The organism is Glycomyces sp. NPDC048151 (genome assembly GCF_043202775.1).
GTDB lineage: Bacteria > Actinomycetota > Actinomycetes > Mycobacteriales > Micromonosporaceae > Glycomyces.
In genome coordinates, this window is sequence record NZ_JBIDBB010000005.1 from 419,098 (window position 1) to 444,882 (window position 25,785).

Sequence of the window (25,785 nt, forward strand, 5' to 3'; positions counted from 1 at the left end):
GTATCGGGTTATGTCGACGGAGCTTCCCTGGTCGGTGGTCGTCCCCTGCCACAATGCCGCGAAAACCATTGAGCGCTGCCTTGCCGCGGTATTCGCGCAGACTTCGCCTCCGGCGGAGGTCATCGTGGTGGACGACGCCAGCACCGACGCCACCGCCGCGATCGCGGACCGGTTCCCCTGCCGCACGATCACCTTGGACCCCAACCGGGGCCCTGCCGCCGCCCGCAACCTCGGCGCCGCCAAAGCGAAGGGCGACGTGCTGTTCTTCCTCGACGCGGACATCGAGCTGCGCCCCGACGCGCTCGCCCGCGCCGCCGCCGCCCTCGCCGCGCCGCGCGTCGGCCTCGTCCAGGGCGTCTACGCGGCCGAGCCCATGATCGACGACGGTCCCGTCGAGCGGTACAAGACCCTCTTCGAGCACCGCTGGCGCACCGACGCGGCCGGGCCCACGAGCGTGACCCTGTTCGCGCTCACGGCGATCCGCGCCGAGGTCTTCACCGCCGCGGGCGGCTTCGACGAGTCGCTGCGCTCGGGCGAGGACGTCGAGTTCGGCTCCCGACTGCCCGCGCGGTGGGCCGCCGTCACCGATCCGGGCGTGGTCGGCCGCCACGACGACGTCGACCGGCTCGGCCCGCTCCTGGCCGAGCAGTGGCGCCGCTCCCTGCGCTTCGCCGAACTCTTCGCCCGCGCCCGCCGCGCGCCGTCCGCATCGGACACCGTCCGCACCGGCGCGTACGGGCCGTACGCCGTGCTCGCAGTGGCAGCGGTCTGCGCCTCCGCGCCGCTCGCGCTCTGGTCCCCGTGGCTCGCCCTGCTTCCGGTGCTCTTCGCCGCCGCGTTCGCCCTCGCCAGCGCCCCGCTCCTCACGGCAGCCGCCGCGCACGGCCGCCGCTGGGCCGCCGCGGTCTTCGCCCTGCACCTGCTCTACGTCGGCACCGCCGGTCTCGCGAGCCTCGTCGGGGTCCTCCGGCCCGCCGTCTGGAGGGGTCGGTCATGAAGCGGATCCTCTGGCGCGTTTCGGGAATCGCCGTCATGGCCGCTGTCGTCGTCGCGGTCGCCGCGGCCATGCGCGGCCAGGACTGGAGCGCCGCCCTCGACTTCGCGAGCGGCGAGCACCTGCCGCAGATCGCCTTGGCTGCGTTCATCAACCTCGTCGGACTGGTCCTCGGGATGCTCGCGTGGCGGGCGATCGTGAACGGCGCGGGCGAGCCCGTGCCGGTCCGGGACGCCGCGAACATCTTCTTCGCCGGGATGCTCGTCAAGTACCTGCCCGGTCGCCTGTGGACACTCCTGGTGAACGTGCGCATGGGCACCGAGGTCGGCGTCGGTCCGGCCCGCATGGCCGGGGTCTACGTGCTCAACATCGTCGTCATGCTCACCACCGGGATGCTCGCGGGGCTCCTCGCGGCTCCGGCGGCCTTCGGCCCGCGCGGCTGGTGGGTGCTCCTCGCGGCCCTCCCCGGGCTCGTGCTCTTCGCCCGCCCCGCCCTGGTCGACCGCGCCACGTCCCTGCTCGCGAAGCTCGTACGCAGGCCCGCGCCGCCTGCCTACACGGGCGGGTCGATCCGCTCTTCTTTGCTGTACCAGACGGTCTCGTGGCTGGTCACGGGCCATCACCTGTGGGTGCTGGCGGTGGCCGCCGGGGCGGACCCGGGGCGGTCCTATCTCCTGTGCGTGGGCCTGTTCGGACTGGCGCTGACCGTGGGCTCGCTCGTGGTGATCGTGCCCGACGGTCTCGGTGTGCGCGAGGGGATCCTGGTGGCGGCCCTGACCCTGGTGCTGCCCTTGCCGATGGCCGGTGCGGTCGCCGTGACGAGCCGGGCCGTGGCCACGCTCGGCGAGGTCGCTTCGGCGGCGGTGGTCTACGCCTGGGCGACGCGGGCCCGCCGGAAGCGGGCCCGCGCCGCCGGTCAGGTGCCCGAGGCCGCGGCTTCGAGCACCGCCGCATAGGAATCCAGTGTGGACTGCATGCCGAACGCGGCCGCGGCGCTCGCGGCGCCCGCGACCCGCCGCTCGGCCGGGTAGCGGCACACGCGCCGCAGCGCCGCGCGCAGCCCGTCCGCGTCGCCGGATCCGACGAGCTCGCCGAACCCGGTGGTCTGCAACGGCACCCGCATGCCCGGCAGGTCCGAGGCGACGACCGGGACGCCGGACATCATGGCCTCGGTCTGGGTGATCCCGAAGGACTCCTCGGCCACGGACGGCAGCGCGAACGCGTCGAGCGAGGCGTGGAAGTCGGCGATCGCCGACTCCTCCAGCCGCCCCAGGAAGCGGACGCGGCCGTCCCCGGAGGCCAGGCCGCGCAGGTGCGCGACGACGTCGCCGCCCGCCACGCCCTCGTCGCCCGCCAGCAGCAGCCGCGCCGACGGGTCGTCCCAGTCCAGGAAGGCCCGCACGAGGTGGTGGAGCCCCTTCTCGGGTGCCATCCGGCCGAGGAACCCGACGTGCGGGCCGACGCCGTCGCGGTACGCGGGCGCCCCGGGGCCCCGCTCGCGGCACGGCGGCGGCACGGCGCTCACCTTGCGCTGCTCCATGATTCCCCAGTGCCGCGAGGACTTCGCGTGGTCGAGGTTGGCGACTACGACCACCGTGGCGCGGCGCAGCGCGGCGGCCACCGAGGCGTCGACGACCCCGATCTGCGCTTTGGCCGTGACGCCTTTGGAAAGCCACACGTCGTCGTGGTGGTGCACCACGATGGGCGTCGGGCCCGCCGCGCGCGCGACGAGCCCGGCCTCCAGCATCGGCACGTGGAGGTTGACCACGTCCGAGCGCCGCGCGATCCGGCCCGCGAGCGAGGCGAACCCCGGGCTGACCACGCCGCGCCCGATGCGGGCGGCGACGCGGGCCCGGTGGACGTGCACGCCCGCGCGGACCTCGAAGCGCGGCAGCGCCGGGTCGTGGCGGGACGCCACCACGGCCACCCGCTTCCCTCTGGCCGCCAAGGACTCCGCCACGTCCATGGCGACCCTGGTCAGGCCGCTGGTGTAGGGGGCGTAGTAGTTGAGCACGACGCAGGCGTCGTATCGGGAGTTCACCGCGAGGGCTCCTATCGGATGTCGAGGCCGACCATCTGGGCGTCGTGGTCGGAGAGGCCTTCGCTGGAGACGATCCGGTAGTCGGCGACCCCCAGCCCCGGGCCGGTGCAGACCCAGTCGAGCCGCCACCACTTCGGGAACGGGAATCGGATCGAGGGCCAGCTCACGGGCATGACCGAGTCCGGGTCGGGGCAGTCGAGGCGGTCGCGCAGCGACGCGACCCCTGCGCTGAGGATGGTCGAGTTGAGGTCGCCGCCGATGAACACCGGGTGCGGGTTGGCGTCGATGTCCTCGTTCAGCACGGTGAACTGGGAGCTGCGGCGCTGGTACTGCGAGCGCACGTACTCGTAGAACTCCGCGCTGAGCGGCGAGGCCTCGCCCGTGGGCACGGGCACCGAGAGGTGCAGGTTGTACATGGAGACGACCTGGCCGTCGACGTCGATGTCGGTGCGGAGGATCTTGGTGGTCCAGTACTCGCGCCACGGGTCGTCGGCGGGCGGCGCGCCCGGGTCGTCCGCGTCGATGAGCGCTTCGGTGTCCAGCGCCTCGGACTCGACGATCGGGTAGCGCGAGAGGGTGACCATCTCGCTGGCGATCACGAGTTCGTAGTCGGGGAAGTGGGCGCGCAGGGCGGCTTCGTCGTCGATGATCTCGACGCGGTCGGTGCGGGTCAGGTACTCGGTGAGGAGGTAGACGTCGGCGTCCTGTTCGAGCAGGTAGGCGTAGAACTCGTCGGCGTCGTCCCAGCGGTAGTGCCAGTAGTCGGCGTTCCAGGTGAACACCGAGACGTCGGCGTCGCCCTCGCCGGGCGGGCCGGTGAACAGCGCCGAGAGGTTCAACCCGGCGATGGGGTACGCGATCGCGAACACGGCGAGGTGGACCGCCCACAGCCGCCACCGCCTGCCGCGCGCGAGCGGGATCGCGCAGAGCGCCAGCAGGACCGGCGGGACGAGGAGCGCGAACGGCGGCACCATCTCGATGAGCGACCACCACCAGACCCGCCCGGCCAGGATGAGGTGGGCGAACAGGAAGAGCGCCCACAGTGCGGTCAGGCCCAGGACCAGGCGGACGCCGAGGCGTCGCAGCCGCCGGGGCTTCTCGGGCTCCGCGTCGGTCGCGGGGACGGGCTTCTCGGTCAGACTCATGGTCTCCCTCAATCACTCGGATCGAACAGGTCGGACAGGTCGAACATCGCCGTGGCCGCGAGGCACGCCAGGCAGCCCGCGGCGATGGCCAGGAGGACGGGGTCGCGCAGCAGCAGCCGCGTGGGGTCGCCGTCGCCGCCGCGCAGCTCGAGCCGCTGGAGGTAGCGGAACAACGCCATCAGCAGCAGCGGGACGACGAGCATCGCCTGCGGCCCTTCGGATTCGGTGGCGTGCGGGCCGCGCAGGGCGAACAGCAGGAACGTGGCCGTGGCGAGCCCGCCCGCGATGGAGATGAACTGCTCCAGGAGCGAGGCGGTGTAGCCGCGCAGCGCCGCGCGGTGCGCCGTGCCCGCGACGACGATCTCCCTGCGGCGCTTGCCGAGCACGAGCAGCAGCGAGATGAACAGCGTGGCGAGCACGATGAGGCTCGCGGGCGCGGCGCCGAGCACGAGGTACCCGGCGAGGGCCCGGAGCGGGAAGCCCGCCGCGACGGCGAACAGCTCGAGCACCGGCACGTCCCGGAGCTTGCGGCTGTACGCGAAGTTCAGGGCCACATAAGCCCCGATGGGGACGAGCAGCGCGGGGGCGGCCGCGAGGGCCAGGCCCGCCGAGCCGACGCCGCACCCGATCGCGACGAACACGGCCTGGCGCACCGAGAGCGCGCCCGAGGCGAGCGGGCGGTGCCGCTTCACCGGGTGGTGGCGGTCGCGCTCGCGGTCGGCGATGTCGTTGACCGCGTAGACGAGTGAGGACGCGAGCATGAACGCCGCCACCGCGAGGACGGGCCCGGCGACCGTGGCGCGGTCCCACACCACCGGGTCGAGGAACGGCAGCAGCACCGCGACGTTCTTGACCCACTGGCGGGGCCGCACCAGCGCGACCGCCGCGGCGGCCGCGCGGCGGCTAGGCGTCCGGGTTGCGGCGGGAGCTACTGCTCCGGCCTTGAGGCTGGTCATGGCGGCGCTCCTGCCGTCGTGCGGGTGGGAAGAGGATCTTGGCGCCGCCGAGGAGGCCTTGGCGCCACCGGTCCGAGCTGGTCGCCCCGGCGGCCCCGCGCGGGGCGGGAGGGCGCTCGCGCCACCACCGGAAGGTGCGCAGGATCGCGTCGCGGTTGGAGTGCTCCGGTGTGAAGCCCAGCCGCTCGGAAGCCTTCGAGATATCCACATAGGAGTCCGCTTTGAGCTTGCGCACCAAGCGGTCGTACACGGGGGAGACGCCGAGCGCCGAGGCGGCGCGCAGCATCGCGATCGCGGGCGCGGCCGGGACGGACCGGATGCGCCGCCCGCGCCCGACCTCGTCGAGCACGGCCTGGAAGTCCTCGCGGAGCGTCCCGAACTCGCCCGCGCCGACGTTGTACGTGTCGGCGGCGACCGGGTCGGGGGCGGTGAGCACCGCGCGGACCGCGCGCGCGAGGTCGTCGATGTCGAGCATCTGGACGCGCACGTCCCCGCGGCCGATGACGGGGAAGTCGCGGCCCTCCTCGGCCCACTCGAACAGCATCCCGAACAGGCCGAGCCTTCCCGGGCCCAGGAACGTCTTGGGCCGCACGATGCCCACGCACCGGTCGGCGCGGTGCGGGACCACGAGCGCCTCGGCCTCGGCCTTGGCGGCGCTGTAGGTGTCGACCGGTTCGTGCGGGTGGTCCTCGGGCGTGGGCACGAGGGCCGGGAGCCCGTACACGGCGGTCGAGGAGATGTGGACGACCCTGGCGACGTCGGCCTTCGCTGCGGCGGCGAGCATCGACTGCGCGCCGTCCACGATGATCGACCGGATGCGGTCCTTCGGGTACGACGGCAGCGCCGAAGCACAGTGGATGACCGCGTCGCAGCCGTCCGCCGCTTCGGCGAGCGCGGTCGCGTCGCGCACGTCCCCGGTGCGCACCGTCAGCCCGGGAGCCGGGTCGAGCGCGCGCAGGTCGTAGGACACGACTTCCGCGCCGTCCGCGAGGAGGTCGGCGGTGAGCCGGGAGCCGAGGACCCCGGCAGCGCCGGTGACGAGTACGCGGGAAGGCAGGGCTACCACAGGCTGCTCACCTTCTGGGCCACGAAGCGGCGCACCAGCTTCCCGAGGCCGGAGGCGAGGACCTCCTCGATCGCGGCGAGGCAGCGGTGCACCTCCTCGATGGGCGTCACCAGCGGCGGCCCGATCACGACCGGGTGCTCGCCGTTGAGCGTGTAGTACAGGTAGATGCCGTGGTCCTCGTACATCGCCTGCAGGAACGCCGAGGAGAGCAGCTTCTGCTGGAAGCCCGGGTCCTTGGCGAGCCCGCCGGGCACGAGCTTGAGCAGCGGGGCCACGAAGGACGGTCCGCCCTGGAGGAACAGGCCCCACAGCGCCCCCGAGCCGCGCACGTCCCCGACCTCGTCGGGGAAGGCCTTCGCGATCCGGTCGAGCCCGGCCCCGAGCACCGCTTCGATCTCGCGGGCCCGCGCCGGGTAGTCGTCCTCGACGGCGACGCGGATGGCCTCGATCGCGGTCGCGCACTCCTCGCCGAACCCGTAGTAGGTGGTGCTCGTGGTCTGCAGGAGCGCGTCGCCGAGGTTGTCGTAGGCGGTGCGGTACAGGCGGTTGCGCACCACGAACCCCGAGATCGAGGACTTCCCGCCGCCGAGCGCCTTCGACGTGCAGAGGATGTCGGGGACCAGGCCCTCGTAGCGCATGAAGTGGAACAGGCTCCCGGTCTTGCCCCACCCGGTGTAGATCTCGTCGAAGACGAGGACGATGTCCTCCTCGTCGCACAGCGCCCTGAGCCCCCGCAGGAACCCCTCGGAGCACTGCCCCATCGTGGAGGCGCTGAACGGCTCGATGAGCAGCGCGTACACGTCGCCCGGGTGGGCGGCCACGGCCTTGCGCACCGAGTCGAGGTCGTCGTAGACGAAGTCCGCGATGCCCGGGATCGTCGGGAAGCGGAAGCCGTGGCCCTGGGCGGCGGTGAGGCCGCCGGAGCCGAGCAGCTTGCCGTGGAAGGCGGACGTGGCGCGCAGGACGGTGTTCCGGCGGCCGCGGTGGTACTTGTAGGCGCACTTGACGGCGCCTTCGATCGCCTCGGCGCCGGAGTTGGGGAAGAACGAGTGGTCGAGGTCGCCGGGCAGCACTTCGGCGAGGTTGTGGCTCAGCGCGGCCAGGTAGGGGGAGAAGAAGGTCTTGTGCACCTCCATGCGGCCGCGCTCGTTGAACTTTCGGCGCGCCTCGAGGATGCGGGGGTGGTTGTGGCCGTGGTTGAGCACGCCCACGCCGCCGGTGAGGTCGGTGACGCGGCGGCCGTCCTTGAGGTGCAGGTAGCACCCTTCGGCGCGCTCGACCAGTTCGCGGCCGAAGCCGAAGGAGGTCATGAGCGAGACCTGACTGCTGTTGATGTAGCGCCGGTAGAGCTTCTGGACCTCTTTGAGGTCCATGGCCTCGGCTTCGTCGATGTCAATGAGTCGCATAGGGTTCGTTCCTCGTGGTGGGGGTGTGGCCGGCGGCGGGGCGGGGGCCCCGGCGCGCGAGCGCGGCGGGCGCGCCTGCGGCGATGCCGCACACGAGCACCGCCGTGAAGCACAGGTGCACGGCCGCGAACTGCACGGTCCGCGCGAATCCGATGTGGCGCCCGGCGTAGCGGAGCAGGTCCGCGTCCGAGGCCAGAGCTGCCGCGATCGCCGCCCCGGCCACGGCGAACGCCTCCGGCGCGAAGACGGCCACCGGCAGGGATGCGAGCGCGGCGGCCGTCGCCGCGAGCGTGCGCATCCGGTTGATGCGCTCGAGCCGGACCCCGCGGGCGCGGAGCGAGAACATCGGCGTGGAGCGCTTCCACTGCGTCCGCAGCGCCTTCGGCAGCGTCGAGCCCGCATCGTGGCTCCCCGCAACCGACTCGGTGATGAGGATCGACGCGCGCCCGCCCATCCGCGCCGAGTACTCCACGTCCTCGCAGTCGCGCAGCCGCTCGTCGAGCGGCCCGAACCGGTCGAACACGCCGCGCCGCACCGCCGCGACCGCGAAAACGACCACATTGGCCGGTCCCGCGAAGCGATGCCGCCAGAAGGCCTCGCGCAGCACCAGGTACCGCTCGGTGGCGCCGGTGCCGCGCAGCGGCTCGGGCACGTAGGTGCCGTGCACGATGTCGAGCCCGGCGTCCGACTCCAGCAGGGCGGCCGCGTTCGCGACCGCGTCGGGCCGCAGCGCCACGTCCGAGTCGGTGAAGAACAGGACCTCGCCGCGGGCGGCGGCGATCCCGGCGTTGCGCGCCGCGGACGGACCGGCGTTGCGCGCCAACCGGATCACCTCGCACCCGAACTCGGCCGCGATCGCGGCCGAATCATCGGTGCTCGCGTCGTCGACCACGATCACCTCGTCGGGCGCCCGCGTCTGGTTCCGCAGGGCCCCGAGGCAGTCCCGGAGCGTTCCGGCCGCGTTGTGGCAGGGCACGATCGCGCTCACGAAGAGCCGGCCTTCGGCGGGCCGCTCGCGCGGTCGGGCGGGGTCTCGTCCCATGGGTCACTCTCGCTCGGTTCCGTTGCACTGCAAGTGCATCTCCTGGTACTGAACGTAATCACCCGGGCTGGACCGCGCCTCTACCGCGACTCGACGCCGCCTCGACCGCGCCACTACCGCACCTCGACCTCGTCTCTACCCGGCCTCTACACCGCCACGACCGATGCTCGACCGGGCCTGAAACGCGACTGGACCACGTTCCGCGCCTGCGCAGACGCGGAACGTGGTCCACAGTGCTCAGGCCGCCGTGAGCCGATCGCGCACGTCGGCATCGAGCTCGATCCCGGCCCCGGCCAGCGCCTCGTCCAACTGCGCCACACTGCTCACGCCGAGGATCGGGATCACCGTCGCCGCCCCCGAAGCGAGCCAGGCGAGCGCGAGCTGGTTCGGCGTCGCCCCCAGTGCCGCCGCCTCCTCGCGCAGCACCGCGACTCTGCGCTCGGAACCGGCGTGGTCGTAGTCCACGGGCGCGCCGGGCGGCCTGCGGTCCGGCCGCGAGAACGCGCCGTTCGACAAGGGCGAGTAGGCGAACACCGGCAGCTCCTCGGCCACCGCGTAGTCGAGCAGTTCGTCGCTCGCCGCGAGCTGGATCGACTCCGGCACGGGCCCGCTCAGCGGCCGTGGATACAGGTACGTGTGGCGCTGCTGGATCGCCCGGTACCCCTCGCGGCCCGCCCGGTCGGCGCCCGCGCGGGCCCGCTCGAGACGCCAGCACGCGTGGTTGCTGGCCCCCAGCACCCGCACCGCGCCCTTCTCGACCAGGCCCGCGAACGCGTCCACCGTCTCGTCCAGCGGCACCGAGCGGTCGTCGGCGTGCGCGTAGTACAGGTCCACGGCCTCCACGCCCAGCCGCTCCCGGCTGCGCTCGAACTGCTCGCCGATCCGCTCGGGGGACAGCCCCTCCCGGTTCCCGCCGTGGTACGGCTCATCGGGCCGCGCGGGCGCGGCGCCCACCTTCGTGGCCACCCGCATCGTCCCGGCCATGCCCCGCGTTGCGAGCCAGCGCCCGATCAGCGCCTCGCTCTCCTCGCCGGTGCCGCCGTCCGCCCAGAAGGCGTAGCAGTTCGCGGTGTCGAGCAGGTTCCCTCCGGCCTCGGCGTACCGGTCGAGGATCCTGAACGCCTCGTCCTCCTCCACCGTGGTCCCGAAGTACATGGTGCCGAGGCAGAACTGCGAGGCCTCGAACCCCGTCGCTCCGCCGATCTGGTGTCGTCGCATTTCACTCCTCTTCTCGCTCACCGCTGCTGTGCGGCGAGGGTCAGGTGCTCGGTCCACAGTTCTTCTCGGGGCCGGTCGGCCAGCAGGTCGAAGAACAGCTCCTGCGCCCGCTGCGACGGGCCGATCCCCAAGTCCTCCTTCAGCAGCGAACGCAGATCGTGGTACGCCACGAGCGCTTCGCCGCGCCGGTCCTCCCTGTCGAGTCCCAGCATGAGGAGGATCCACAGCCGTTCGCGGAACGGATGCCGGCGGACCAGTGTCGCCAGTTCCGCGAGCGTGTCGCTGCGCCCGCCGACGCGCAGCCGCAGCGCCAGAGCGGTCTCCAGTGTGTCGAGCCGCAGCTCTTCGAGTCTGCGGCGCTCCTGTGTCGCGAGCGGACCGGTCGCGCCGTGGAGGGCCTCGGCGCCCTCGCAGCGTTCGAGCGCGCGGTCGAGCGCCTCCCGGGCCTGGCCGAGGTGCCCGGCCCAGAGCGAGGCCATGCCGGTGCGGCGGTCGGCCTCGAACTCTTCGACGTCGAGGGTGATGTCGGCGGGGTCGATCGAGTAGCCGGGCCGCAGGGACCGCAGGAGGCCCTGGCCTTCGGCGCTGCCGGTGCGGCGGCGCAGGCGGCTGATGTAGGTGTGGACGACGTTGACGGCGCTGGCGGGGGCGGCGGCGCCCCACAGGTCGGCGATCAGCTGGTCGACGAGGACGGGGGTGCCGCGGCGGATGACGAGGATGCCGAAGCACTCGCGTTCGCGGGCGGGTCCGAGATGGACGGACTCGCCTCCGACGGACATGCCGATGGCGCCGAAGAGGCGCACGGTGGTTTCGGGGGTTCTCATGCTCACCTTCAAGTCGAGGGGAGCGTCGGCACGAGCGCGGCCGGGCACACCGGCGCTCGTCGACGCGGGTACGGAAGCGGTCGGCGACCTCGTTGGCGCAGCGCTCCCACGGACGACGGTCAGGACATGGGATCTCGAGCTCTCGTATGGCTCTCAGCGGGGTTTCAAGAGGTTTGTGACACCGCTCCGGTTTGCTCGTGGCGCGTCGGGCGGGTAATGAAGGACATCCTAACAAGAGGGTGCGACACTCGCGCTCCCATGCGATCACCGTCAGTGAGTCCAATGGGGCCTGAGCACCGGATTCGCCGGTCTTGTGCCGCTATGGAAGCCGAATCCTCAGGCGCGGCGGCGGGGCGGGGCGACCGAGTCGCGGACGACGATGTGGGTGCCGAGGACGACCCTGTCGGCCGCGGCGCCCTCGCCCGCGCGCAGCGCGAGGCGCACGGCCTCGCGGCCCAGCTGCTCGTGCGGGACGTGCACGGTGGTGAGCGCCGGGGTGAGCTCGGCGGCGAACGGGATGTCGTCGAAGCCGACCACGGACATGTCCTCAGGGACGCGCACGCCCTGCTCGCGCAGGGCCTTCAGCACGCCGATCGCGACCATGTCGGTGCCCGCGAAGATCGCCGTCACGTCGCCGCGTTCGGCCAGGAGCCGCTTGGCGAGCCCGTAGCCCGCGTCGATCTGGAACTTCCCGGGCAGGATCAGGGTCTCGTCGAGCTCGACGCCGTAGTCGGCGTGCGCGCGCCGGAAGCCCTCGATGCGCTCGTCCGAAGTGGAGAGACCGACTTCGCGTCCGAGGTAGCAGATCTTCCGGTGCCCGGCCGAGAGCAGGTGCGCGGTCATCCCGTAGGAGCCGCCCACGTTGTCGTACTGGACGTTGAGCGCCGGGACGCCTTCGCCGAGCGAGGGCCGCCCGCACAGGACCAGGTGCGACCCGGACTTGTCGAGCGCCTTCGCGAAGTACGCCATGCGCTCCTTGTAGAGCTCGTTGTCCCAGGCCCCGCCGACGAGGATCACGGCCTCGGCGCGCTGCTCGCGCATGAGCTCGACGACGGCGAACTCGCGCTCGGGGTCGCCGTGCGTGGTGCACAGGAGGCACAGGCGCCCTTCGGAGGCGGCCTGCTGCTCGACGCCGCGCGCGATGTACGCGTAGAACGGACCGGTCACGTCGTCGACGACGAACGCGATGGTCTTGGTCGTCGCGCCCGCGAGGCCCCGGGCGTGCGCGTTGACGACGTAGTCCAGTTCCTTCATGGCCCGCAGGACCTTCGCGCGGGTGGCGGGCGCGACCGGGTAGTTCCCGGCGAGGACGCGCGACACGGTGGGGGCCGAGACGCCCGCGGCGGCCGCGACGTCCTTGACGGTGGGGCGCCTGCCCCCGCCTGAGGTCTCGCGCACCTGGCGCCCCTTTCGTGTCCGGACGTTGACAAGGCTAGATCACCGGGCGGCGGTCACGCCCGCCTGCCGAGAAGTTCGGGGTCGACCCTGTTGAGCAGGGGCTCCCCGGCAGCGAGGCGTTCGGCTTCCTCCACGATGCACAGTCCCATGCGGGCCAGCTCGTTGCCCTGCGAGCCCGCGACGTGCGGGGTCAGGAAGACGTTCGGCAGGTCGTACAGCTCCGATTCGCGCTGCGGCGGTTCGGGGTGCGTGACGTCGAGGACTGCCGAGAGGCGGCCGGTGCGCAGCTCGGCGACGAGCGCGTCGGTGTCGACGAGGCGGCCGCGCGCGGTGTTGACGAGGACGGTGCCGTCCTTCATCGCGGCGAGCCGCCGGGCGTCGACGAGGTGCCGTGTCTCGGGCAGGTCGGGGGCGTGGACGCTGACGACGTTCGCCTGGGTGACGAGGTGGTCGAGGTCGACCAGGCGCGCGCCGAGCGCGGCGGCCTCCGCCTCGTCCAAGTACGGGTCGGCGAGCAGCACTTCGATGTCGAAGGGCCGCAGCAGTTCGGCGACACGGCGGCCGATCGCGGAGGCTCCGATGAGGCCGACGCGGAGGCCGAAGTTGCCGACCTCGGGGTGGATGTAGCCGAGCTCGAAGGTCCGCTCTGCCCTGAACCGCTCGCGGAGGTTGAAGATCCCCTTGCCCGCCATGAGGATCGCCGCGAGCGTGTACTCCGCGACGGGCATCGCGTTCGCGCCCGCCGCCGAGGCGACCGCGATGCCGCGGTCCCACACCGCCGCGCCGACGTGGCCCTTGACCGAACCGGCGGCGTGCAGCACGGCCCGCAGCCTCGGCGCGCGGTCGAGGACCGCCGCGTCGATCGCTGGCGAGCCCCAGCCGGAGACGATCACTTCGAACTCGGCGAGGTCCGTGCCCTCGAAGCTTCGGGTCACGGTCCCCGGGTCGATGTCGAGCACGGCGCCGAGCCGGCGCATGAGCGGCCCGGGGAAGAGCTGCGGCAGGAACACGGGGTCCATCGCGAACAGCGCCTTGGGGAGATCGGCCACGGGAAGGGTCCTCCGAACGGTTCGTGTAGAAATCGATTTCTACTGTAAGGGAGCCCGTTTGATTTGTCGAGCCCGTACCGCGACCTTCGACATGCATGCCCCATGTCGTCGTTAACCTGCAGTTTCATAGACTTCCGCAACTGCTTCGACCTCCGCGTGTAACGATTCGGCAAACTCGGCTTGCGTTCGTGACAGCGCTCACCTAATCTCACAGAATCCGGTTTCTATGCCGGTCCCTCACCTCGTTCACCCTTGAAGGAGATCCCATGAGCACTGCGAACCTCTCGCGCCGCACGGTCGTCAAGGCCGGGGCGGCGGCCGCGGTCGCGGCCCCGGCGCTCGCCGCGTGCGGCCCCTCGGCAGGAGGTGACGGCGGCGGCAAGACCCTCATCCGGTTCCTGTACGCGACCGGCGACGCCACCTGGAACGAGGTCGTCGCGGCCGTCACCGAGGCCTTCAACGCCCAGAGCGACACCGTCGTGGTCGAGCCCGAGCCGCTGCCCTCCGGCGCGGACTACGCGACCTCCCTGAAGACCGTCGACGCCACCGGCAACTGGCCGGCCCTGGTCGACATGCGCGACACCCTCACCTACATGGAGGCCGGGAAGATCGCGCCCATCCCCGAGAGCGTCACGGCCCTGCTCAGCGACGAGGTCTACTCGCCCGCCGAGGACGGCAGCGTCTACATCGTCCCGAGCACCGCCCTCAACGGCGAGATCGGGTTCAACATCGTCTACGACAAGGACTACTTCGAGGCCAACGGCCTCGCCGTGCCCACCACGTACGCCGAGTTCATCGCCCTCATGGACGCGATCAAGGCGAACGGCGACGTCCCGCTCGCCATGGCCGCCGCCGAGATCTGGCCCTCCGACCAGATCTGGAAGCCCCTCGCCGCGCCCACCTTCGCCGAGTACAGCGAGGGCGGCGGCTTCTGGAACGCCGTGGAGTCCGGGGAGGCGACCATCGCCGACCTGCGCGACCCCATGGAGCGCCTGAAGACCGTCACCGACACCTACGCCCTCGAAGGCTGGCAGTCCACGCAGGACGCCCAGACCTCGACGCTCCTCGTTAACGGCCAGGCGATCATGGCGACCTCCTCCGCAGGGCTCGGCCGCCTCAACGACATCGCCAAAGTCGACCCCGAGTTCAACGCCGGGCTCTTCGTGATCCCCGCCGACGACGGCACGCTCCACGTCCTCAAGAACTCCGTCAACGGCGACACCGCCTCCGGCATCGCGATCTCCAAGCAGGCGCAGGAGGACGGCAAGCAGTACGACGCCGCCGTCGAGTTCCTGGAGTACTACTACTCCGTGGCCGCGTGCGACCTCATGGAGGCCACCGGCGTCGTCTCCCCGAACATCAAGGCCGCCGCCGAGGTCACCCGCAACTCCAGCATCCCCGGCGCCGCCGACTACTTCGGGCTCCTGGAGAACCCCAAGCTCGCCTGGTACGAGAACGAGCCCACCAACCCCAACCACTCCACGTTCCAGACCTTCTTCCGCCAGAGCCGGATCGAGATGATGGACGACCAGATCACCATCGACGAGCTCATCGAGAAGTCACAGGGCGAGTTCGAGAAGAACATGGCCGAAGGCTGACGCATCTTTCGGCGGCGCTCACCCCGGGGCGCCGCCCGGACCGCCAGAGAGGACTCCAGTGACCGACCAGCAAGTGCTCGTCAAGGCGCTCCCGGCAGAGCCGCCGCCCGCCGCCCGGCCCGCGCCGGGCCGCCGCCGGGCCCGCTTCGACCGCCAGCGCGCCGCGATGCTCCTGTTCATCGCGCCCGCCGCGATCCTGTACGCGCTCATGATGATCGTGCCCTCGCTGCAGTCGATCCAGCTGAGCTTCACGGACTGGGACGGCATCAGCGACACCTTCCAGTACGTGGGCCTGCGCAACTACGAGGACATCCTCACCGGCGGGCGGTTCTGGAACGCCGTCAAGAACACCCTGGTCCTCGGCCTAGGATCGGCCGTCGTCGTCAACGTCATCGCGCTCGCCGTCGCGATGATGCTCGACAAGCTCGACCACGCCCAGGGCTTCTTCCGCACCATCGTGTACCTCCCGGCCCTGGTCAGCGGCTTCATCGCCGCCACCATCTGGAAGTACGTGCTGAACTTCAACTTCGGCGCCGTCAACGCGACCCTCAAGGGCCTCGGGCTCGACGCCCAGACCCGCGACTGGCTCGGCGACCACGACATCGTCATCGGCGTCCTGCTGTTCATCATCTGCTTCACCCTGGGCGGCAACACCACCCTGATCTACCTCGCGAACCTCCAGTCGGTGCCGCAGGAGCTCGTCGAGGCCGCCCGCATCGACGGCGCCTCCCGCGCCCAGGTGTTCCGCTACGTCACCTGGCCGATGCTCGCCGGGGCCGTCACCGTCAACATGACCCTCATGATGATCGCCGGGTGGACGATCTTCGACCAGGTCATGGTCCTCACCCTCGGCGGGCCCGGGTTCGTCTCTGAGACCATGGCGTTCTTCATCTACAAGGTCGGCTTCGGCGAGTACCGCGCGGGCTACGGCAGCGCCGCCGCCGTCGTCCTGTTCATCGTGGTCATGGCGACCACGGTGCTCGCGAACCGCTACATGCGCAGCAGGGAGATCCAGGCGTGACCACCTCGAAGTCCAAGTGCGAGCGCCGCCGCCTCAAGCCCGGCGAGGTCGTCGTCATGGCGGTCCTGTCGGTGCTCGTCCTCGCCGTGTCGTTCCCGGTGCTGTACGCGCTCCTCAACTCCTTCCGCAGCTACGCGGACATCACCAAGGACCCGATGGGCCTGCCGGCCTCGCTCGACTTCGGGAACTACGTCACCCTCTTCCAGACCACCGAGTACGGCGAAGCCCTGCTCAACACGCTCATCATCACCGTCGGGACGCTCGCCATCCTCATGGCCCTGGTCCCCATGGCCGCCTACGGGATCGAGCGGGTCGGCGGGCGCACCGGCCGCTGGATCTACCTGCTCTTCATCGCCGGGCTCATGATCCCGTTCCAGGTGCGCATGATCCCGCTCGTGACCTCCATGAACGAGGTCGGCCTCTACTCGACCCTCACCAGCGTCATGCTCGTCCACTTCGGCGGTTCGGCCGCGTTCGGCGTGCTCCTGTACTGCAGCTTCATCAAAGGCGTGCCGCGCGAGATCGAGGAGGCCGCGAACATGGACGGCGCGGGCCGCCTGCGCACCTTCTGGTCGATCGTCTTCCCGATGCTCCTGCCCGTGACCTCCGCGTTCGTCATCATCCAGGCCCTGGGCCTCTGGAACGACTTCTTCATCCCGCTGGTGTTCCTCGACGCCTCCTCGGCCGGGACGATCAACGTCGCGCTCAGCCGCATGTCCGGGCTCATGGCGTCCCAGTGGGAGCTCATCTACACCGGCGCGATCGTCGCGACGGTGCCCTCGGTGCTCCTGTTCGCCGCGTTCCAGCGGTACTTCATCAAGGGCATGTCGATCGGGGCGGTGAAGGGATGAGCGCCGCCGCGAAGGGCCTGTTCGCCTACGACGGGCGGCTCTCCCGCGCGCTGCTCGCGGTGTTCCAGTTCTTCGCCGTCTCAGGCCTGTTCCTGCTCACCGCGCTTCCAGCGATCATCGTCGACCAGGCCTCCGGCAGCGTCTCGCACGCCGCGATCTGGCTCGGCACGGTCGCGGCCCTCCCGATCGGGCCCGGCGTGTACGCGGTGCTCGCCGGGATGCGCGGCTTCATCGCCGCAGGAGGATACGAGGGCGGACTGTTCCGCCGCTTCTGGCGGGACTTCGCCTCGGGCGCAAAGGGACTGCGGTGGCTCTGGCTCGGCGTCGCCGCACTCGAACTGCTCCTCGCCTACAACGCGGCCCTGTACGGCGGCGACGGCGCGTTCCTCGCCGTCACCGCCGGGGGAGCAGCGGTGGCACTGGCGGCGGTCGCGGTCTGCTGCGTCGCGCCGCAAGGGGCTTCAGGGACTCCCCTCGAACTCCTCACGCTCGCGCTCCACGCCGCGGCCTCCCGTCCGTTGGCCCCGCTCGCCTGGCTCGCGGTCCTCGCGACCGCGCTGGCCGCCACGCAACTGCCCGTGGTCGGCACGAACCTCGCCCTGTTCCTCCCGGCCCTCGCGGCCTGGACGGTCCTGGCCGCCAACCGGCGGCTCGGCTTCGACCGCAAGGCCGCCGCGCTGCGCCGATGAGTCCGCTATCGTGCAGGTTCCGGCCTCCGAAGGAGATGGAGCCCATGTCCGTCCCGGATTCGTTCGAACCGCACCTGCGCGGGAAGACCCTGGCGCCGCCCGGCGCGGACCTCGTGCTCGCCGAATGGGAGGCCGACGGCTCCCCGGACGGTGAACGCCTCTACCAGGCCCCGCTGCACCGCCACGGCGACGACGAGGCCTGGTACGTCCTCGAAGGGACGCTCGCCGTGCGAATCGGCGACGACGAGGTCGAGGTCCCGGCGGGCGGGGCCGCGATCGTCCCCGGCGGCCTCGCGCACACCTTCTGGAACCCCCGCCCTGAGCCCGCCCGGTACCTGCTCGTCATGGGCGCCAAGACGAACGCCCTCATCAACGCCATCCACGCGGCGGCCGACCGGAGCCCCGAGGCGATGCGGCGGCTCTTCGAGCGGCACGACGCGGAACTGCTCGAATAGCGTCTAGTCCCGCAGGAGCGGCAGGAGCTGCGAGCCCTGGCGCTTGATCTCCGGCAGGTACGGCGTGTCGGAGAGGACGAAGTGGCTGACGCCCAGCGCCTCGTACTTGCGCAGCGACTTGGCGACGTCCTCGGCCGAGCCGACCAGCCACGTGGTGCCCGCGCCGCCGCCGCCCGCGCGGCCCGGGGCGGTGTAGAGGTTGTCGTCGAGCACGTCGCCGCGCGCGGCCAGGTCGAGGAGCCGCCGCTGCCCGGTGGCTTTGTGCCAGTCGTGGTCGGTGGGGGTCTTCCCGGCCGCCGCCATCTGCGCCACCTTCGCTTCGGCGTCGGCCCAGGCCTCTTCGGTGGTGTCGCGGACGAGCGTCGTGACGCGCAGGCCGAATTCGAGCGGCGCGTGCTCCCGGCCCAGCTCCTCGCTGAGTTTCTTGAGCCTGTCGATGCGCTCGGCGACGCCGTCGAGCGGCTCGCCCCAGAACAGCTGCACGTCCGCTTCGGTCGCCGCGACCCGTTCGGCCGCTTCGGAAGCGCCGCCGAAGTAGAGGCGCGGGTGGCGGCGCTCCCCGTCCGCGAACGGCTTCAGCTCGAGGCTCGCGTCCTGGACGCTGAAGTACTCGCCGTCGTACGTGACGTGGTCCTCGGTCCAGAGCCGCCTGGCGATCTGGATGAACTCCTTCGTCCGGGTGTACCGGTCCGCCTGCGCGCCTTCGGTGTCGCCGTAAGCGGCCTGGCCGTCCTGGCCCGACACGATGTTGACGAGGACGCGGCCCTGCGTCAGGTGGTCGAGGGTCGCGGCGGCCGACGCGAAGTTGGCCGGTCGCCAGTACCCGGGCCGGATCGCGATGAGCGGTTTGAACCGGGTGGTGCGCGCCGCGAGCGCGGTGGCGACGGTGAACGTGTCGGGCCTGCCCCAGCTCGTGCCGAGCAGCGCGCCGCCCCAGCCGTGGGCCTCCAGCGCCTCGGCCTGCGCGGTCAGGGTCTCCAGGCTGTTGTGCCCCTCGACGACGTCGTCGCCGCGGTGCCCGGGGCGGGCCTGGTTGGGGATGTACCAGAGGTGTTCGCTGCTCAAGGGGGTCTCCGCATCAATAGATCATATATATCCTATCGACATAGTATAGATTCTTGCGCCCATCGTCCACGACGGCTGACCTGCGCCTGTTAGCGCTCACGGAATTTCAACCAGTTCAGATTCAGATATTGACGTGTATCAACCGTGAGCGCTAACATTTCCTCGCATCCCGACCCCTACGTGATGAGCCAGGTGCCATGCCCGTAACCGCCCCCGCGCCCTCCCGGCGAACGCGCGCGACCGCCGAGGCCTACACGATGCTCGCGCCGAGCATCATCGGCTTCGCGGTCTTCCTCATCGCGCCCATCGTGATCGTCGCCGTCCTGAGCTTCTACGACTGGAACCTCCTCTCCGACCCCGAGTTCATCGGGCTCGCGAACTACCGCGAGCTGGCGGGGGACGAGCGGGCGCTCCAGTCGATCGGCAACACGTTCAACTACGTGCTCCTCAACATCCCCGCCCAGACCGTGCTGGCCCTGCTCCTCGCGCTGGCGCTCAACGCGAAGATCAAGGCCCGCAACACCTTCCGCGTGCTCTACGTGCTGCCGTGGATGGCGATGCCGGTGGCGCTCGGCGTCATCTGGCGCTGGGTCTTCGACCCGCAGTACGGGGCCCTGAACCGCTTCCTCGCCCTGTTCGGCGTCGACGGCGCGGCCTGGCTCACCGACTCGGCGTGGGCCATGCCTGTAATAGCTTCAGTCAACGTCTGGCAGTACACCGGCTACACGATGCTGTTCTTCCTCGCCGGGCTCCAGGCGATCCCGGCCCAGCTCTACGAAGCGGCCGACGTGGACGGCGCCTCGCCGCTCTACCGGTTCTTCAAGATCACGCTGCCGCTGCTGCGCCCGGCGATGCTGTTCGTGCTCATCACGAGCGTGATCGGCTCGTTCCAGGTCTTCGACACCATCCACGTGATGACGGCGGGCGGCCCGGCCGGGTCAACCGCGACGCTGAACTACCAGATCTACCTCGAGTCCTTCACCCAGCGGAACGCCGGGTACGCGTCGATGCTCGCGGTGGTCCTGTTCGCGGTCATCGCCCTCATCACCCTCGCGCAGGCCGCGTTCTTCCGCAAGCGCACCACCTACGACTTCAGTTAGGGCCAGGCGAATGAAGAAGATCCCGCTCTACCTCGTGCTCGTCGCCGGGGCGCTCGTCTCCGTCGGCCCCTACCTCCTTACGCTCAACGCCGCCTTCAAGTCCAAACAGGAGATCCTGACCTCCGAGCCGTGGGCGCTCCCGGCGAACCCGGTCTTCGCCAACTTCGGAGAGGTCTGGAGCCGCTACGACTTCGCCACGTTCGTACTGAACTCGGTCATCGTCGCCGTCGCGGTCACCCTCGGGCAGCTCGTGTTCTCCACACTCGCCGCGTACGCCTTCGCGCGCCTCGACTTCCCCGGCCGCGACCAGCTGTTCTGGGCCTACATCGCCACCCTGATGGTGCCGCAGATCGTGACCCTCGTGCCCACCTTCATCATCGTGCGCGAACTGGGCCTGGTCGACACGCACGTGGGCCTGATCCTGCCGTTCGTGTTCGGGTTCCTCATGCCCTACGGCGTGTTCCTGGTGCGCCAGTACTTCAAGACCATTCCCGAGTCGATCGAGCACGCCGCCCGCATCGACGGGGCCGGGACGTTCACGATCCTGTGGCGCGTCATGGTCCCCATGGCCAAGCCGATCCTCGGCACGCTCGCCATCATCAGCTTCGTCAACACCTGGAACAACCTCCTGTGGCCGCTCATCATCACCCACTCCGAGGCCACCCGCGTCATCACGCGCGGCATCGCGCAGATGCAGTCCCAGTTCAACCAGGAGTACCACCTCATCCTGGCCGCCTCGGCCATGGCGCTCCTCCCGCTGGTCGCCGTCTTCCTCGCCTTCCAGCGACACATCGTCCGCTCCATCGCCCTCAGCGGCATGAAGTGACATCCCGGCCTTCCAACCGACCTCTCAACGACGAAAGGCAAACGGCATGAACAAGAAGCGCCCCGCGGTCCTCGCCGCCCTCGCGCTCGCCCTCCCCGCCGGACTCGCCGCCTGCGGCGGCGACGACGGCGGCCCCGTGACCCTGCGCTACGCCTTCTGGGACGACAACCAGCGCCCGGCCCTCGAAGCGATGATCCAGGCCTTCAACGAGGACCACCCCGACATCGAAGTGGAGCTCGAGCAGAACCCCTGGGAGGACTACTGGGCCGGGCTCGACAGCCAGTTCGCGGCCGAGGAGGCCCCCGACGTGTTCTGGGACCACGTCTCCCGCTTCCCGACCTACGCCAGCAACGGCGTCCTCCTCCCCATCACCGACTACATCGAGGAAGACGGCGTCGACACCACCGTCTACCCCGCGAGCCTCTACGACTCCTGGCAGTTCGAGGGCGACCAGTACGGCCTCCCCAAGGACTGGGACTCCATCGGCCTCGTCTACCGCCTCGACGCCCTCGAAGCCGCCGGGATCGATCCGGCCACCGTGAACGACCTCGAATGGAACCCCGTCGACGGCGGCACCTACGTCGAGTTCCTCCAGAAGCTCACCGTGGACGCGAACGGCAACAACGCCCTCAGCCCCGACTTCGACCCCGAGAACGTCGTCCAGTACGGCACCGCGATGTCCTCCAACACCGGCCAGACCGACTGGTGGAACTACGCCGTCCAGAACGGCTGCTCCCTCCAGACCGAGCCCTGGGGCGACTACGCCATCGACGCCCCCGAATGCGTCGAGGCCATCCAGTTCACCGCCGACCTCTACAACAAGTGGCACGTCGCCGTCCCCGCCGAGTCCACCAACCAGCCCAACGGCGGCGTCCCCGGCGACTACGTCGTCCCCGGCCAGGCCGCCACCACCCTCGACGGCTCCTGGATGCTCAGCTTCTACCGCGACGGCCTCGAGCCGGGCACGTGGGCCGTGGCCGACAACCCGTCCGGGCCCGTCGGCTCCGGCACCGTCATCAACGGCCTCTCCAACGCCATCTACGCGGGCACCGAGCACCCCGACGAAGCCTGGGAACTCGTCAAGTTCCTCGGATCCGAAGAGGCCCAGAAGATCGCCACCGACATGGGCTCCGTCTGGCCCGGCGTCGCCTCCCTCAACCAGGGCTTCGCCGACTACTGGGCCGGGGAGGGCATCGACGTCACCGGCTTCCAGACCGCCGCCGAAGGCACCACCATCGGCTACCCGCTCTCGATGAACGACGCCGCCTTCGGCACCGCCGCCCTCGACGAGTTCAATCAGGTCTGGCTCGGGCAGAAGGACGCCCAGGCCGCGGCCGAGGCGGTCGTCGAACTCGCCAACGCCGGATAGCGCCGACCGAGAGGTGACCGACCGCATGAACGCCGAAACCAAGGCCGTGAGCATCTTCGACGTGGCCAAGCACGCCGGGGTGTCCCACCAGACCGTCTCGCGCGTCATCAACGACGCGCCGCAGGTCGCCGCGGCCACCCGCGCCAAGGTCAAGGCCGCGATCGCCGACCTGGGCTACCGGCCCAACCGGTCGGCCCGCGCCCTCGCCGGCGGCGCCATGCGGTCGGTCACCGTCCTCACCACCGACACCTCCCTCTACGGCACCGCCGAGACCCTGCGCGGCATCGAGGACGCCGCCAGGGCCGCCGGGTTCTCCGTGCTCGTCTCCGTCATGGACCCCGACCAGGCTTACAGCGAAGCCGACATCCTCGGCCGCCTCCCCAACGACGGCGCCCCCGCCATCGTCATCGCCCACGACGAGACGACCGCCAACGCCATGCGCGTCCTCCACGACAAGCAGCCGGGCACCACGGTCGCCACCGGGGGCGAGCACCTCGGCTCCGAGCACGCGGCCGACTGGCTCGTCGCCCTCGACGACCGCACCGTCGCCGCCCGCGCCACCCGCTACCTGCTCTCCATGGGCCACAACACGGTCCACTACCTCGCGATCCCGTCGCGCGCCAGCCGCCAGGACGGCTGGGCCGACGCGCTGGCCGCCGCCGGGATCGCAGCGCCCGAGGTCGTCGACTCCGGCTGGACCGTCGGCTCGGCCGCCGAGGCCGCGGCCGTCCTCGTCGCCGACCCCGCGGTGACCGCGATCCTCTGCGGCAACGACGACCTCGCCTACGGGGTGCTCCACGCCGCGCACCGCGCGGGCCGCTCCGTCCCCGGCGACCTCAGCGTCATCGGGTTCGACGACGCCCCGCTCGCCGCCTACCACGTCCCCCCGCTCACCACAGTGGACCTCGACTTCCGCGGCGTCGGCCGCGGCGCCTTCGAGCTCCTGCGACACCGCCTCGAAGGCGGCACCGATCCCCGACCCTCCTGGCGGTCCCCGGAACTCGTCGTGCGCGAGACCTCGGGACCACCGCGTCAATGACGACAACCGAAAGGGCTGCAATGCATCCACTCCTCCGCAGAGGCCTGGCGGCCACCGCCGCCACCGGTCTCCTCACCGGTCTCGCGGCCGCGCCCGCCCAAGGCCAGGACACGCCCGTCCTCGCCGTCGACTTCGGACAGCTCACCGGCGCGCCCACCTACGGCGCGGTTGGCTCCCTCTACGGCATCTCCGAGAACGGCGTCCCCGGCGACAACCTCCTCGACCCGCTCCACATGTCCTCCATGGCCCCCAAGCCCACCGGAGGCACCCAGCACCCCAACGGCGACGCGAACGACGTCCTGGCCGCCCTCGCCGAGCACGACGGCGGCGACGCCTTCGTCAACCTCCAGGACTGGTACCCCGACTGGCCGTACCAGAACGACGGGATCGACGCCTACCTCGCAGAGGTCGAGGAGATGGTGCCGGTCATGGAGGCCTCCGAGCACGCCGACCGCCTCGTCTACGTGCCCTTCAACGAGCCCAACTGGATCTGGTACAACCGCGGCGCCGACTACGCGGGCACCACCGCGCGCTTCTTCCACGACTGGGACCTCGCCTACGAGCGCCTCCGCGAGATCGCCCCCGACACCCCGATCGCCGGACCCAACGAGTCCCACTACGACGCCCGCTTCATGCGCGACTTCATGGAGCACACCGCCGCCGCCGGAACCGTGCCCGACGTCATCACCTGGCACGAGCTCTCCCCGGACTCCCTGCGCTACTACGCTTCCAACGAGGCGAACTACCGCGCGCTCGAAGCCGAACTCGGCATCGAACCGCGCCAGATCAACATCAACGAGTACGGCAACAACCGCGACTTCGGCATGCCCGGCCAGATGGTCCAGTGGGCCGCGATGTTCGAGGACACCGACGCGCTCGCCGACATGGCCTACTGGACCGCCGCGGGCGGCCTCTCCGGCAACGCCCCGCAGACCAACGTCCCCAACGGCGGCTGGTGGTTCCTCAAGACCTACTCGCAGATGACCGGCCAGACCGCGCTCGTCACGCCCCCGCAGGACAACACCGCCGACACCCTCCAGGGCATCGCCACCTACGACGAGGCCAAGGACCAGGCGCAGATCCTCCTCGGCGGCGGCGCCGGCGACACCACCGTCGACCTCACCGGCCTCGACCTCGGCGGGAAGGTCACCGCCACCGTCCACGAGATCGCCTGGACCGGCAACGAGGGCTCCTCGCCCGCCCCGCAGGCGATCGACCAGATCGCCCTGCGGCCCGACGCCGACGGCGCCGCGAGCATCGACCTCCGCGGCCTCGACCCCATGTCCGCCTACTGGATCACCCTCACCCCGGGCACCGGCAGGGCCGAACCGGTCGAGGTCCCCTGGAGCGGCACCTGGGAAGCCGAGCAGGCCGCGATCACCGCAGGCACCGTCTACGACGAGGGCAGCGCCGCCAAGCCGTTCTCCTTCCCGGCCTCCGGCGGCAAAAGCGTCGGCTCGCTGAACCGCGCCGACAGCCGCGTCCAGTTCACCGTGGACGTTCCTGAGTCCGGCACGTACGACCTCACCGTCACCTACGGCAACACCTACGGCCGCGACCTCGCCGCTGGCGCGTCCCCGACCGAGCAGTTCCTCACCGTCAACGGCGGCGACGCCGCCACCGTGACCTACCCGTCGACCATGCAGTGGGGCTCGCGCGGCCAGGTCACCCTCCAAGTCGACCTCGAAGCGGGCGAGAACGCGATCGCTCTCGCCAAGAGCGACCCCGGAGCCGGGACCGCCTACGGCGAAGCCGGGATCGACAAGATCGACCTCAAGCAGTCCGTAGTGGACACCCACACCTACCCGGCCGTGCTCGCCCGCACCGAAGGCGACCCCGAATACCAGTACGGCCGCCACGAAGGCCTCCGGCTCCGCGGCGACGACCAGGCCGTCTTCGACGTCTACGCCCCGGCCGACGGCTACTACGAGGTCGCCGTCGACGCCGAAGGCAAGGGCGAACTGACCGTCCTCGGCCCGCACGGCGAGGACATCGCCTTCGCACTCGAAGACGAGCAGACCCTCGCCCTCCACGAAGGCGTCAACCGCATCGCCCTCGACGCGAAACGCGGCACGCTCCAAGTCCACGACCTCACCGTCACCGGCGACGGCGGGGACGACGGCTTCACCCGGATCCAGGCCGCCGACGCCGCACTCTCCGGCACCGCCGCCCTCACCGACAACATCTGGGCCACAGACGGACAGGCGATCACCGGCGTCGGCGGCGGCGAAGGCAACACCGCCACCCTCCAAGTCTCCGCCGACGAGGCCGGGCCGCACCTGCTGCTCGTCCACTACGCCAACGACGAACGCAAGAGCGGCCACGCCTACAACACCGACATCATCTCCCGCTACGCCGAGTTCACCGTGAACGGCGAAGCCGTCGCCACCGTGCCCATGCGCGGCACCTGGAGCTGGAACGACTTCTGGTCCTACCCGCTCATCGTCGACCTCGAGGAAGGAACCAACACCATCGAGATCGGCAACCCCGGCCTGTTCACCGGCATCGGCGACCGCGAAGGCCGCACCGCCGACTTCGACCACTTCGAACTCGCGCCGCTCCAGCAGTAGGAGCAGCACGTCACCAGAGCCCGCCCCGACCCCTTGGGGCGGGCTCTCACCGCGAAACCCACC

The 25,785-nt window shown here is 70.8% G+C and carries 23 protein-coding genes; 12 read left to right on the top strand and 11 right to left on the bottom strand.

Going from position 1 to position 25,785, the window contains the following annotated elements; genetic code table 11:
• Positions 1 to 10: 10 nt before the first annotated feature.
• Both ACGGCP_RS14450 and ACGGCP_RS14455 read left to right on the top strand, forming a co-directional pair.
• A complete protein-coding gene (locus tag ACGGCP_RS14450) occupies positions 11 to 997 on the top strand; it encodes a glycosyltransferase family 2 protein (RefSeq protein WP_392965969.1) in 987 nt (328 codons plus the stop codon).
• On the top strand, positions 994 to 1,950 hold the full coding sequence (locus ACGGCP_RS14455; protein ID WP_392965972.1) for a lysylphosphatidylglycerol synthase domain-containing protein: 957 nt from the start codon (positions 994 to 996) through the stop codon (positions 1,948 to 1,950). Before ACGGCP_RS14450 ends, ACGGCP_RS14455 begins: the two co-directional genes overlap by 4 nt.
• Here the strand turns inward: ACGGCP_RS14455 and ACGGCP_RS14460 are convergent.
• The 10 genes from ACGGCP_RS14460 to ACGGCP_RS14505 form a co-directional block, all read right to left on the bottom strand.
• Positions 1,911 to 3,035: a glycosyltransferase family 4 protein gene (locus tag ACGGCP_RS14460; protein WP_392965974.1), complete on the bottom strand. Its 1,125-nt coding sequence runs from the start codon at positions 3,033 to 3,035 to the stop codon at positions 1,911 to 1,913. The two genes, ACGGCP_RS14455 and ACGGCP_RS14460, sit on opposite strands and share 40 nt — an antisense overlap.
• Before the next feature lie 11 nt (positions 3,036 to 3,046).
• Positions 3,047 to 4,180, bottom strand: coding sequence for an endonuclease/exonuclease/phosphatase family protein (locus tag ACGGCP_RS14465; RefSeq protein ID WP_392965977.1), 1,134 nt, complete (start codon positions 4,178 to 4,180; stop codon positions 3,047 to 3,049).
• An 8-nt stretch (positions 4,181 to 4,188) separates the two neighbouring features.
• On the bottom strand, positions 4,189 to 5,136 hold the full coding sequence (locus tag ACGGCP_RS14470; RefSeq protein ID WP_392965979.1) for a UbiA prenyltransferase family protein: 948 nt from the start codon (positions 5,134 to 5,136) through the stop codon (positions 4,189 to 4,191).
• Complete coding sequence (locus tag ACGGCP_RS14475) at positions 5,084 to 6,193, bottom strand: NAD-dependent epimerase/dehydratase family protein (protein WP_392966328.1); 1,110 nt, start codon at positions 6,191 to 6,193, stop codon at positions 5,084 to 5,086. Before ACGGCP_RS14475 ends, ACGGCP_RS14470 begins: the two co-directional genes overlap by 53 nt.
• A 2-nt stretch (positions 6,194 to 6,195) precedes the next feature.
• A complete protein-coding gene (locus tag ACGGCP_RS14480) occupies positions 6,196 to 7,608 on the bottom strand; it encodes an aspartate aminotransferase family protein (protein ID WP_392965981.1) in 1,413 nt (470 codons plus the stop codon).
• Positions 7,595 to 8,650, bottom strand: coding sequence for a glycosyltransferase family 2 protein (locus tag ACGGCP_RS14485; RefSeq protein WP_392965983.1), 1,056 nt, complete (start codon positions 8,648 to 8,650; stop codon positions 7,595 to 7,597). The genes ACGGCP_RS14480 and ACGGCP_RS14485 overlap by 14 nt, the downstream gene beginning before the upstream one ends.
• A 237-nt stretch (positions 8,651 to 8,887) precedes the next feature.
• Complete coding sequence (locus tag ACGGCP_RS14490; protein ID WP_392965986.1) at positions 8,888 to 9,868, bottom strand: aldo/keto reductase; 981 nt, start codon at positions 9,866 to 9,868, stop codon at positions 8,888 to 8,890.
• Between the two features lie 17 nt (positions 9,869 to 9,885).
• Entirely contained in the window at positions 9,886 to 10,692 is an 807-nt protein-coding gene (locus ACGGCP_RS14495; protein WP_392965989.1) for a BTAD domain-containing putative transcriptional regulator, read from the bottom strand.
• A gap of 336 nt (positions 10,693 to 11,028) precedes the next feature.
• Positions 11,029 to 12,090, bottom strand: coding sequence for a LacI family DNA-binding transcriptional regulator (locus tag ACGGCP_RS14500; protein WP_392965990.1), 1,062 nt, complete (start codon positions 12,088 to 12,090; stop codon positions 11,029 to 11,031).
• A gap of 53 nt (positions 12,091 to 12,143) precedes the next feature.
• Complete coding sequence (locus ACGGCP_RS14505; protein WP_392965992.1) at positions 12,144 to 13,139, bottom strand: hydroxyacid dehydrogenase; 996 nt, start codon at positions 13,137 to 13,139, stop codon at positions 12,144 to 12,146.
• Positions 13,140 to 13,405: 266 nt separating this feature from the next.
• Between ACGGCP_RS14505 and ACGGCP_RS14510 the strand changes: the two genes are divergently transcribed.
• The 5 genes from ACGGCP_RS14510 to ACGGCP_RS14530 are packed head-to-tail and all read left to right on the top strand — an operon-like array spanning position 13,406 to position 17,753.
• Positions 13,406 to 14,737, top strand: a complete 1,332-nt coding sequence (locus ACGGCP_RS14510) for an ABC transporter substrate-binding protein (RefSeq protein ID WP_392965995.1) — start codon at positions 13,406 to 13,408, stop codon at positions 14,735 to 14,737.
• Between the two features lie 58 nt (positions 14,738 to 14,795).
• Complete coding sequence (locus ACGGCP_RS14515; protein ID WP_392965998.1) at positions 14,796 to 15,758, top strand: carbohydrate ABC transporter permease; 963 nt, start codon at positions 14,796 to 14,798, stop codon at positions 15,756 to 15,758.
• Entirely contained in the window at positions 15,755 to 16,609 is an 855-nt protein-coding gene (locus ACGGCP_RS14520) for a carbohydrate ABC transporter permease (RefSeq protein ID WP_392966001.1), read from the top strand. Before ACGGCP_RS14515 ends, ACGGCP_RS14520 begins: the two co-directional genes overlap by 4 nt.
• Positions 16,606 to 17,298 (top strand): hypothetical protein, encoded by a 693-nt coding sequence (locus ACGGCP_RS14525; protein WP_392966002.1) that lies wholly within the window; start codon positions 16,606 to 16,608, stop codon positions 17,296 to 17,298. Before ACGGCP_RS14520 ends, ACGGCP_RS14525 begins: the two co-directional genes overlap by 4 nt.
• A gap of 44 nt (positions 17,299 to 17,342) precedes the next feature.
• Entirely contained in the window at positions 17,343 to 17,753 is a 411-nt protein-coding gene (locus ACGGCP_RS14530) for a cupin domain-containing protein (RefSeq protein ID WP_392966004.1), read from the top strand.
• A 3-nt stretch (positions 17,754 to 17,756) separates the two neighbouring features.
• Here the strand turns inward: ACGGCP_RS14530 and ACGGCP_RS14535 are convergent, their stop codons facing one another.
• Positions 17,757 to 18,818 carry an LLM class flavin-dependent oxidoreductase gene (locus tag ACGGCP_RS14535; RefSeq protein WP_392966006.1) on the bottom strand — a complete coding sequence of 354 codons (1,062 nt, stop codon included), beginning with the start codon at positions 18,816 to 18,818 and terminating at the stop codon, positions 17,757 to 17,759.
• A gap of 197 nt (positions 18,819 to 19,015) precedes the next feature.
• Between ACGGCP_RS14535 and ACGGCP_RS14540 the strand changes: the two genes are divergently transcribed.
• Genes ACGGCP_RS14540 through ACGGCP_RS14560 form a run of 5 tightly spaced genes read left to right on the top strand, consistent with a single transcriptional unit; the run spans position 19,016 to position 25,722 of the window.
• Positions 19,016 to 19,918: a carbohydrate ABC transporter permease gene (locus tag ACGGCP_RS14540; protein ID WP_392966008.1), complete on the top strand. Its 903-nt coding sequence runs from the start codon at positions 19,016 to 19,018 to the stop codon at positions 19,916 to 19,918.
• A 10-nt stretch (positions 19,919 to 19,928) separates the two neighbouring features.
• Entirely contained in the window at positions 19,929 to 20,744 is an 816-nt protein-coding gene (locus ACGGCP_RS14545; RefSeq protein WP_392966011.1) for a carbohydrate ABC transporter permease, read from the top strand.
• Between the two features lie 46 nt (positions 20,745 to 20,790).
• Positions 20,791 to 22,113 carry an ABC transporter substrate-binding protein gene (locus tag ACGGCP_RS14550; RefSeq protein ID WP_392966013.1) on the top strand — a complete coding sequence of 441 codons (1,323 nt, stop codon included), beginning with the start codon at positions 20,791 to 20,793 and terminating at the stop codon, positions 22,111 to 22,113.
• A gap of 25 nt (positions 22,114 to 22,138) precedes the next feature.
• Positions 22,139 to 23,152: a LacI family DNA-binding transcriptional regulator gene (locus ACGGCP_RS14555; RefSeq protein ID WP_392966016.1), complete on the top strand. Its 1,014-nt coding sequence runs from the start codon at positions 22,139 to 22,141 to the stop codon at positions 23,150 to 23,152.
• A gap of 20 nt (positions 23,153 to 23,172) precedes the next feature.
• Positions 23,173 to 25,722: a CBM35 domain-containing protein gene (locus ACGGCP_RS14560; RefSeq protein WP_392966019.1), complete on the top strand. Its 2,550-nt coding sequence runs from the start codon at positions 23,173 to 23,175 to the stop codon at positions 25,720 to 25,722.
• Positions 25,723 to 25,785 lie beyond the last annotated feature (63 nt).

Coding starts and splice junctions, on each gene's coding strand:
- ACGGCP_RS14450 (WP_392965969.1), top strand. CDS start 11: ATGTCGACGGAGCTTCCCTGGTCGGTGGTCGTCCCCTGCCACAATGCC.
- ACGGCP_RS14455 (WP_392965972.1), top strand. CDS start 994: ATGAAGCGGATCCTCTGGCGCGTTTCGGGAATCGCCGTCATGGCCGCT.
- ACGGCP_RS14465 (WP_392965977.1), bottom strand. CDS start 4,180: ATGAGTCTGACCGAGAAGCCCGTCCCCGCGACCGACGCGGAGCCCGAG.
- ACGGCP_RS14470 (WP_392965979.1), bottom strand. CDS start 5,136: ATGACCAGCCTCAAGGCCGGAGCAGTAGCTCCCGCCGCAACCCGGACG.
- ACGGCP_RS14480 (WP_392965981.1), bottom strand. CDS start 7,608: ATGCGACTCATTGACATCGACGAAGCCGAGGCCATGGACCTCAAAGAG.
- ACGGCP_RS14485 (WP_392965983.1), bottom strand. CDS start 8,650: ATGGGACGAGACCCCGCCCGACCGCGCGAGCGGCCCGCCGAAGGCCGG.
- ACGGCP_RS14490 (WP_392965986.1), bottom strand. CDS start 9,868: ATGCGACGACACCAGATCGGCGGAGCGACGGGGTTCGAGGCCTCGCAG.
- ACGGCP_RS14495 (WP_392965989.1), bottom strand. CDS start 10,692: ATGAGAACCCCCGAAACCACCGTGCGCCTCTTCGGCGCCATCGGCATG.
- ACGGCP_RS14510 (WP_392965995.1), top strand. CDS start 13,406: ATGAGCACTGCGAACCTCTCGCGCCGCACGGTCGTCAAGGCCGGGGCG.
- ACGGCP_RS14525 (WP_392966002.1), top strand. CDS start 16,606: ATGAGCGCCGCCGCGAAGGGCCTGTTCGCCTACGACGGGCGGCTCTCC.
- ACGGCP_RS14530 (WP_392966004.1), top strand. CDS start 17,343: ATGTCCGTCCCGGATTCGTTCGAACCGCACCTGCGCGGGAAGACCCTG.
- ACGGCP_RS14540 (WP_392966008.1), top strand. CDS start 19,016: ATGCCCGTAACCGCCCCCGCGCCCTCCCGGCGAACGCGCGCGACCGCC.
- ACGGCP_RS14545 (WP_392966011.1), top strand. CDS start 19,929: ATGAAGAAGATCCCGCTCTACCTCGTGCTCGTCGCCGGGGCGCTCGTC.
- ACGGCP_RS14550 (WP_392966013.1), top strand. CDS start 20,791: ATGAACAAGAAGCGCCCCGCGGTCCTCGCCGCCCTCGCGCTCGCCCTC.
- ACGGCP_RS14555 (WP_392966016.1), top strand. CDS start 22,139: ATGAACGCCGAAACCAAGGCCGTGAGCATCTTCGACGTGGCCAAGCAC.
- ACGGCP_RS14560 (WP_392966019.1), top strand. CDS start 23,173: ATGCATCCACTCCTCCGCAGAGGCCTGGCGGCCACCGCCGCCACCGGT.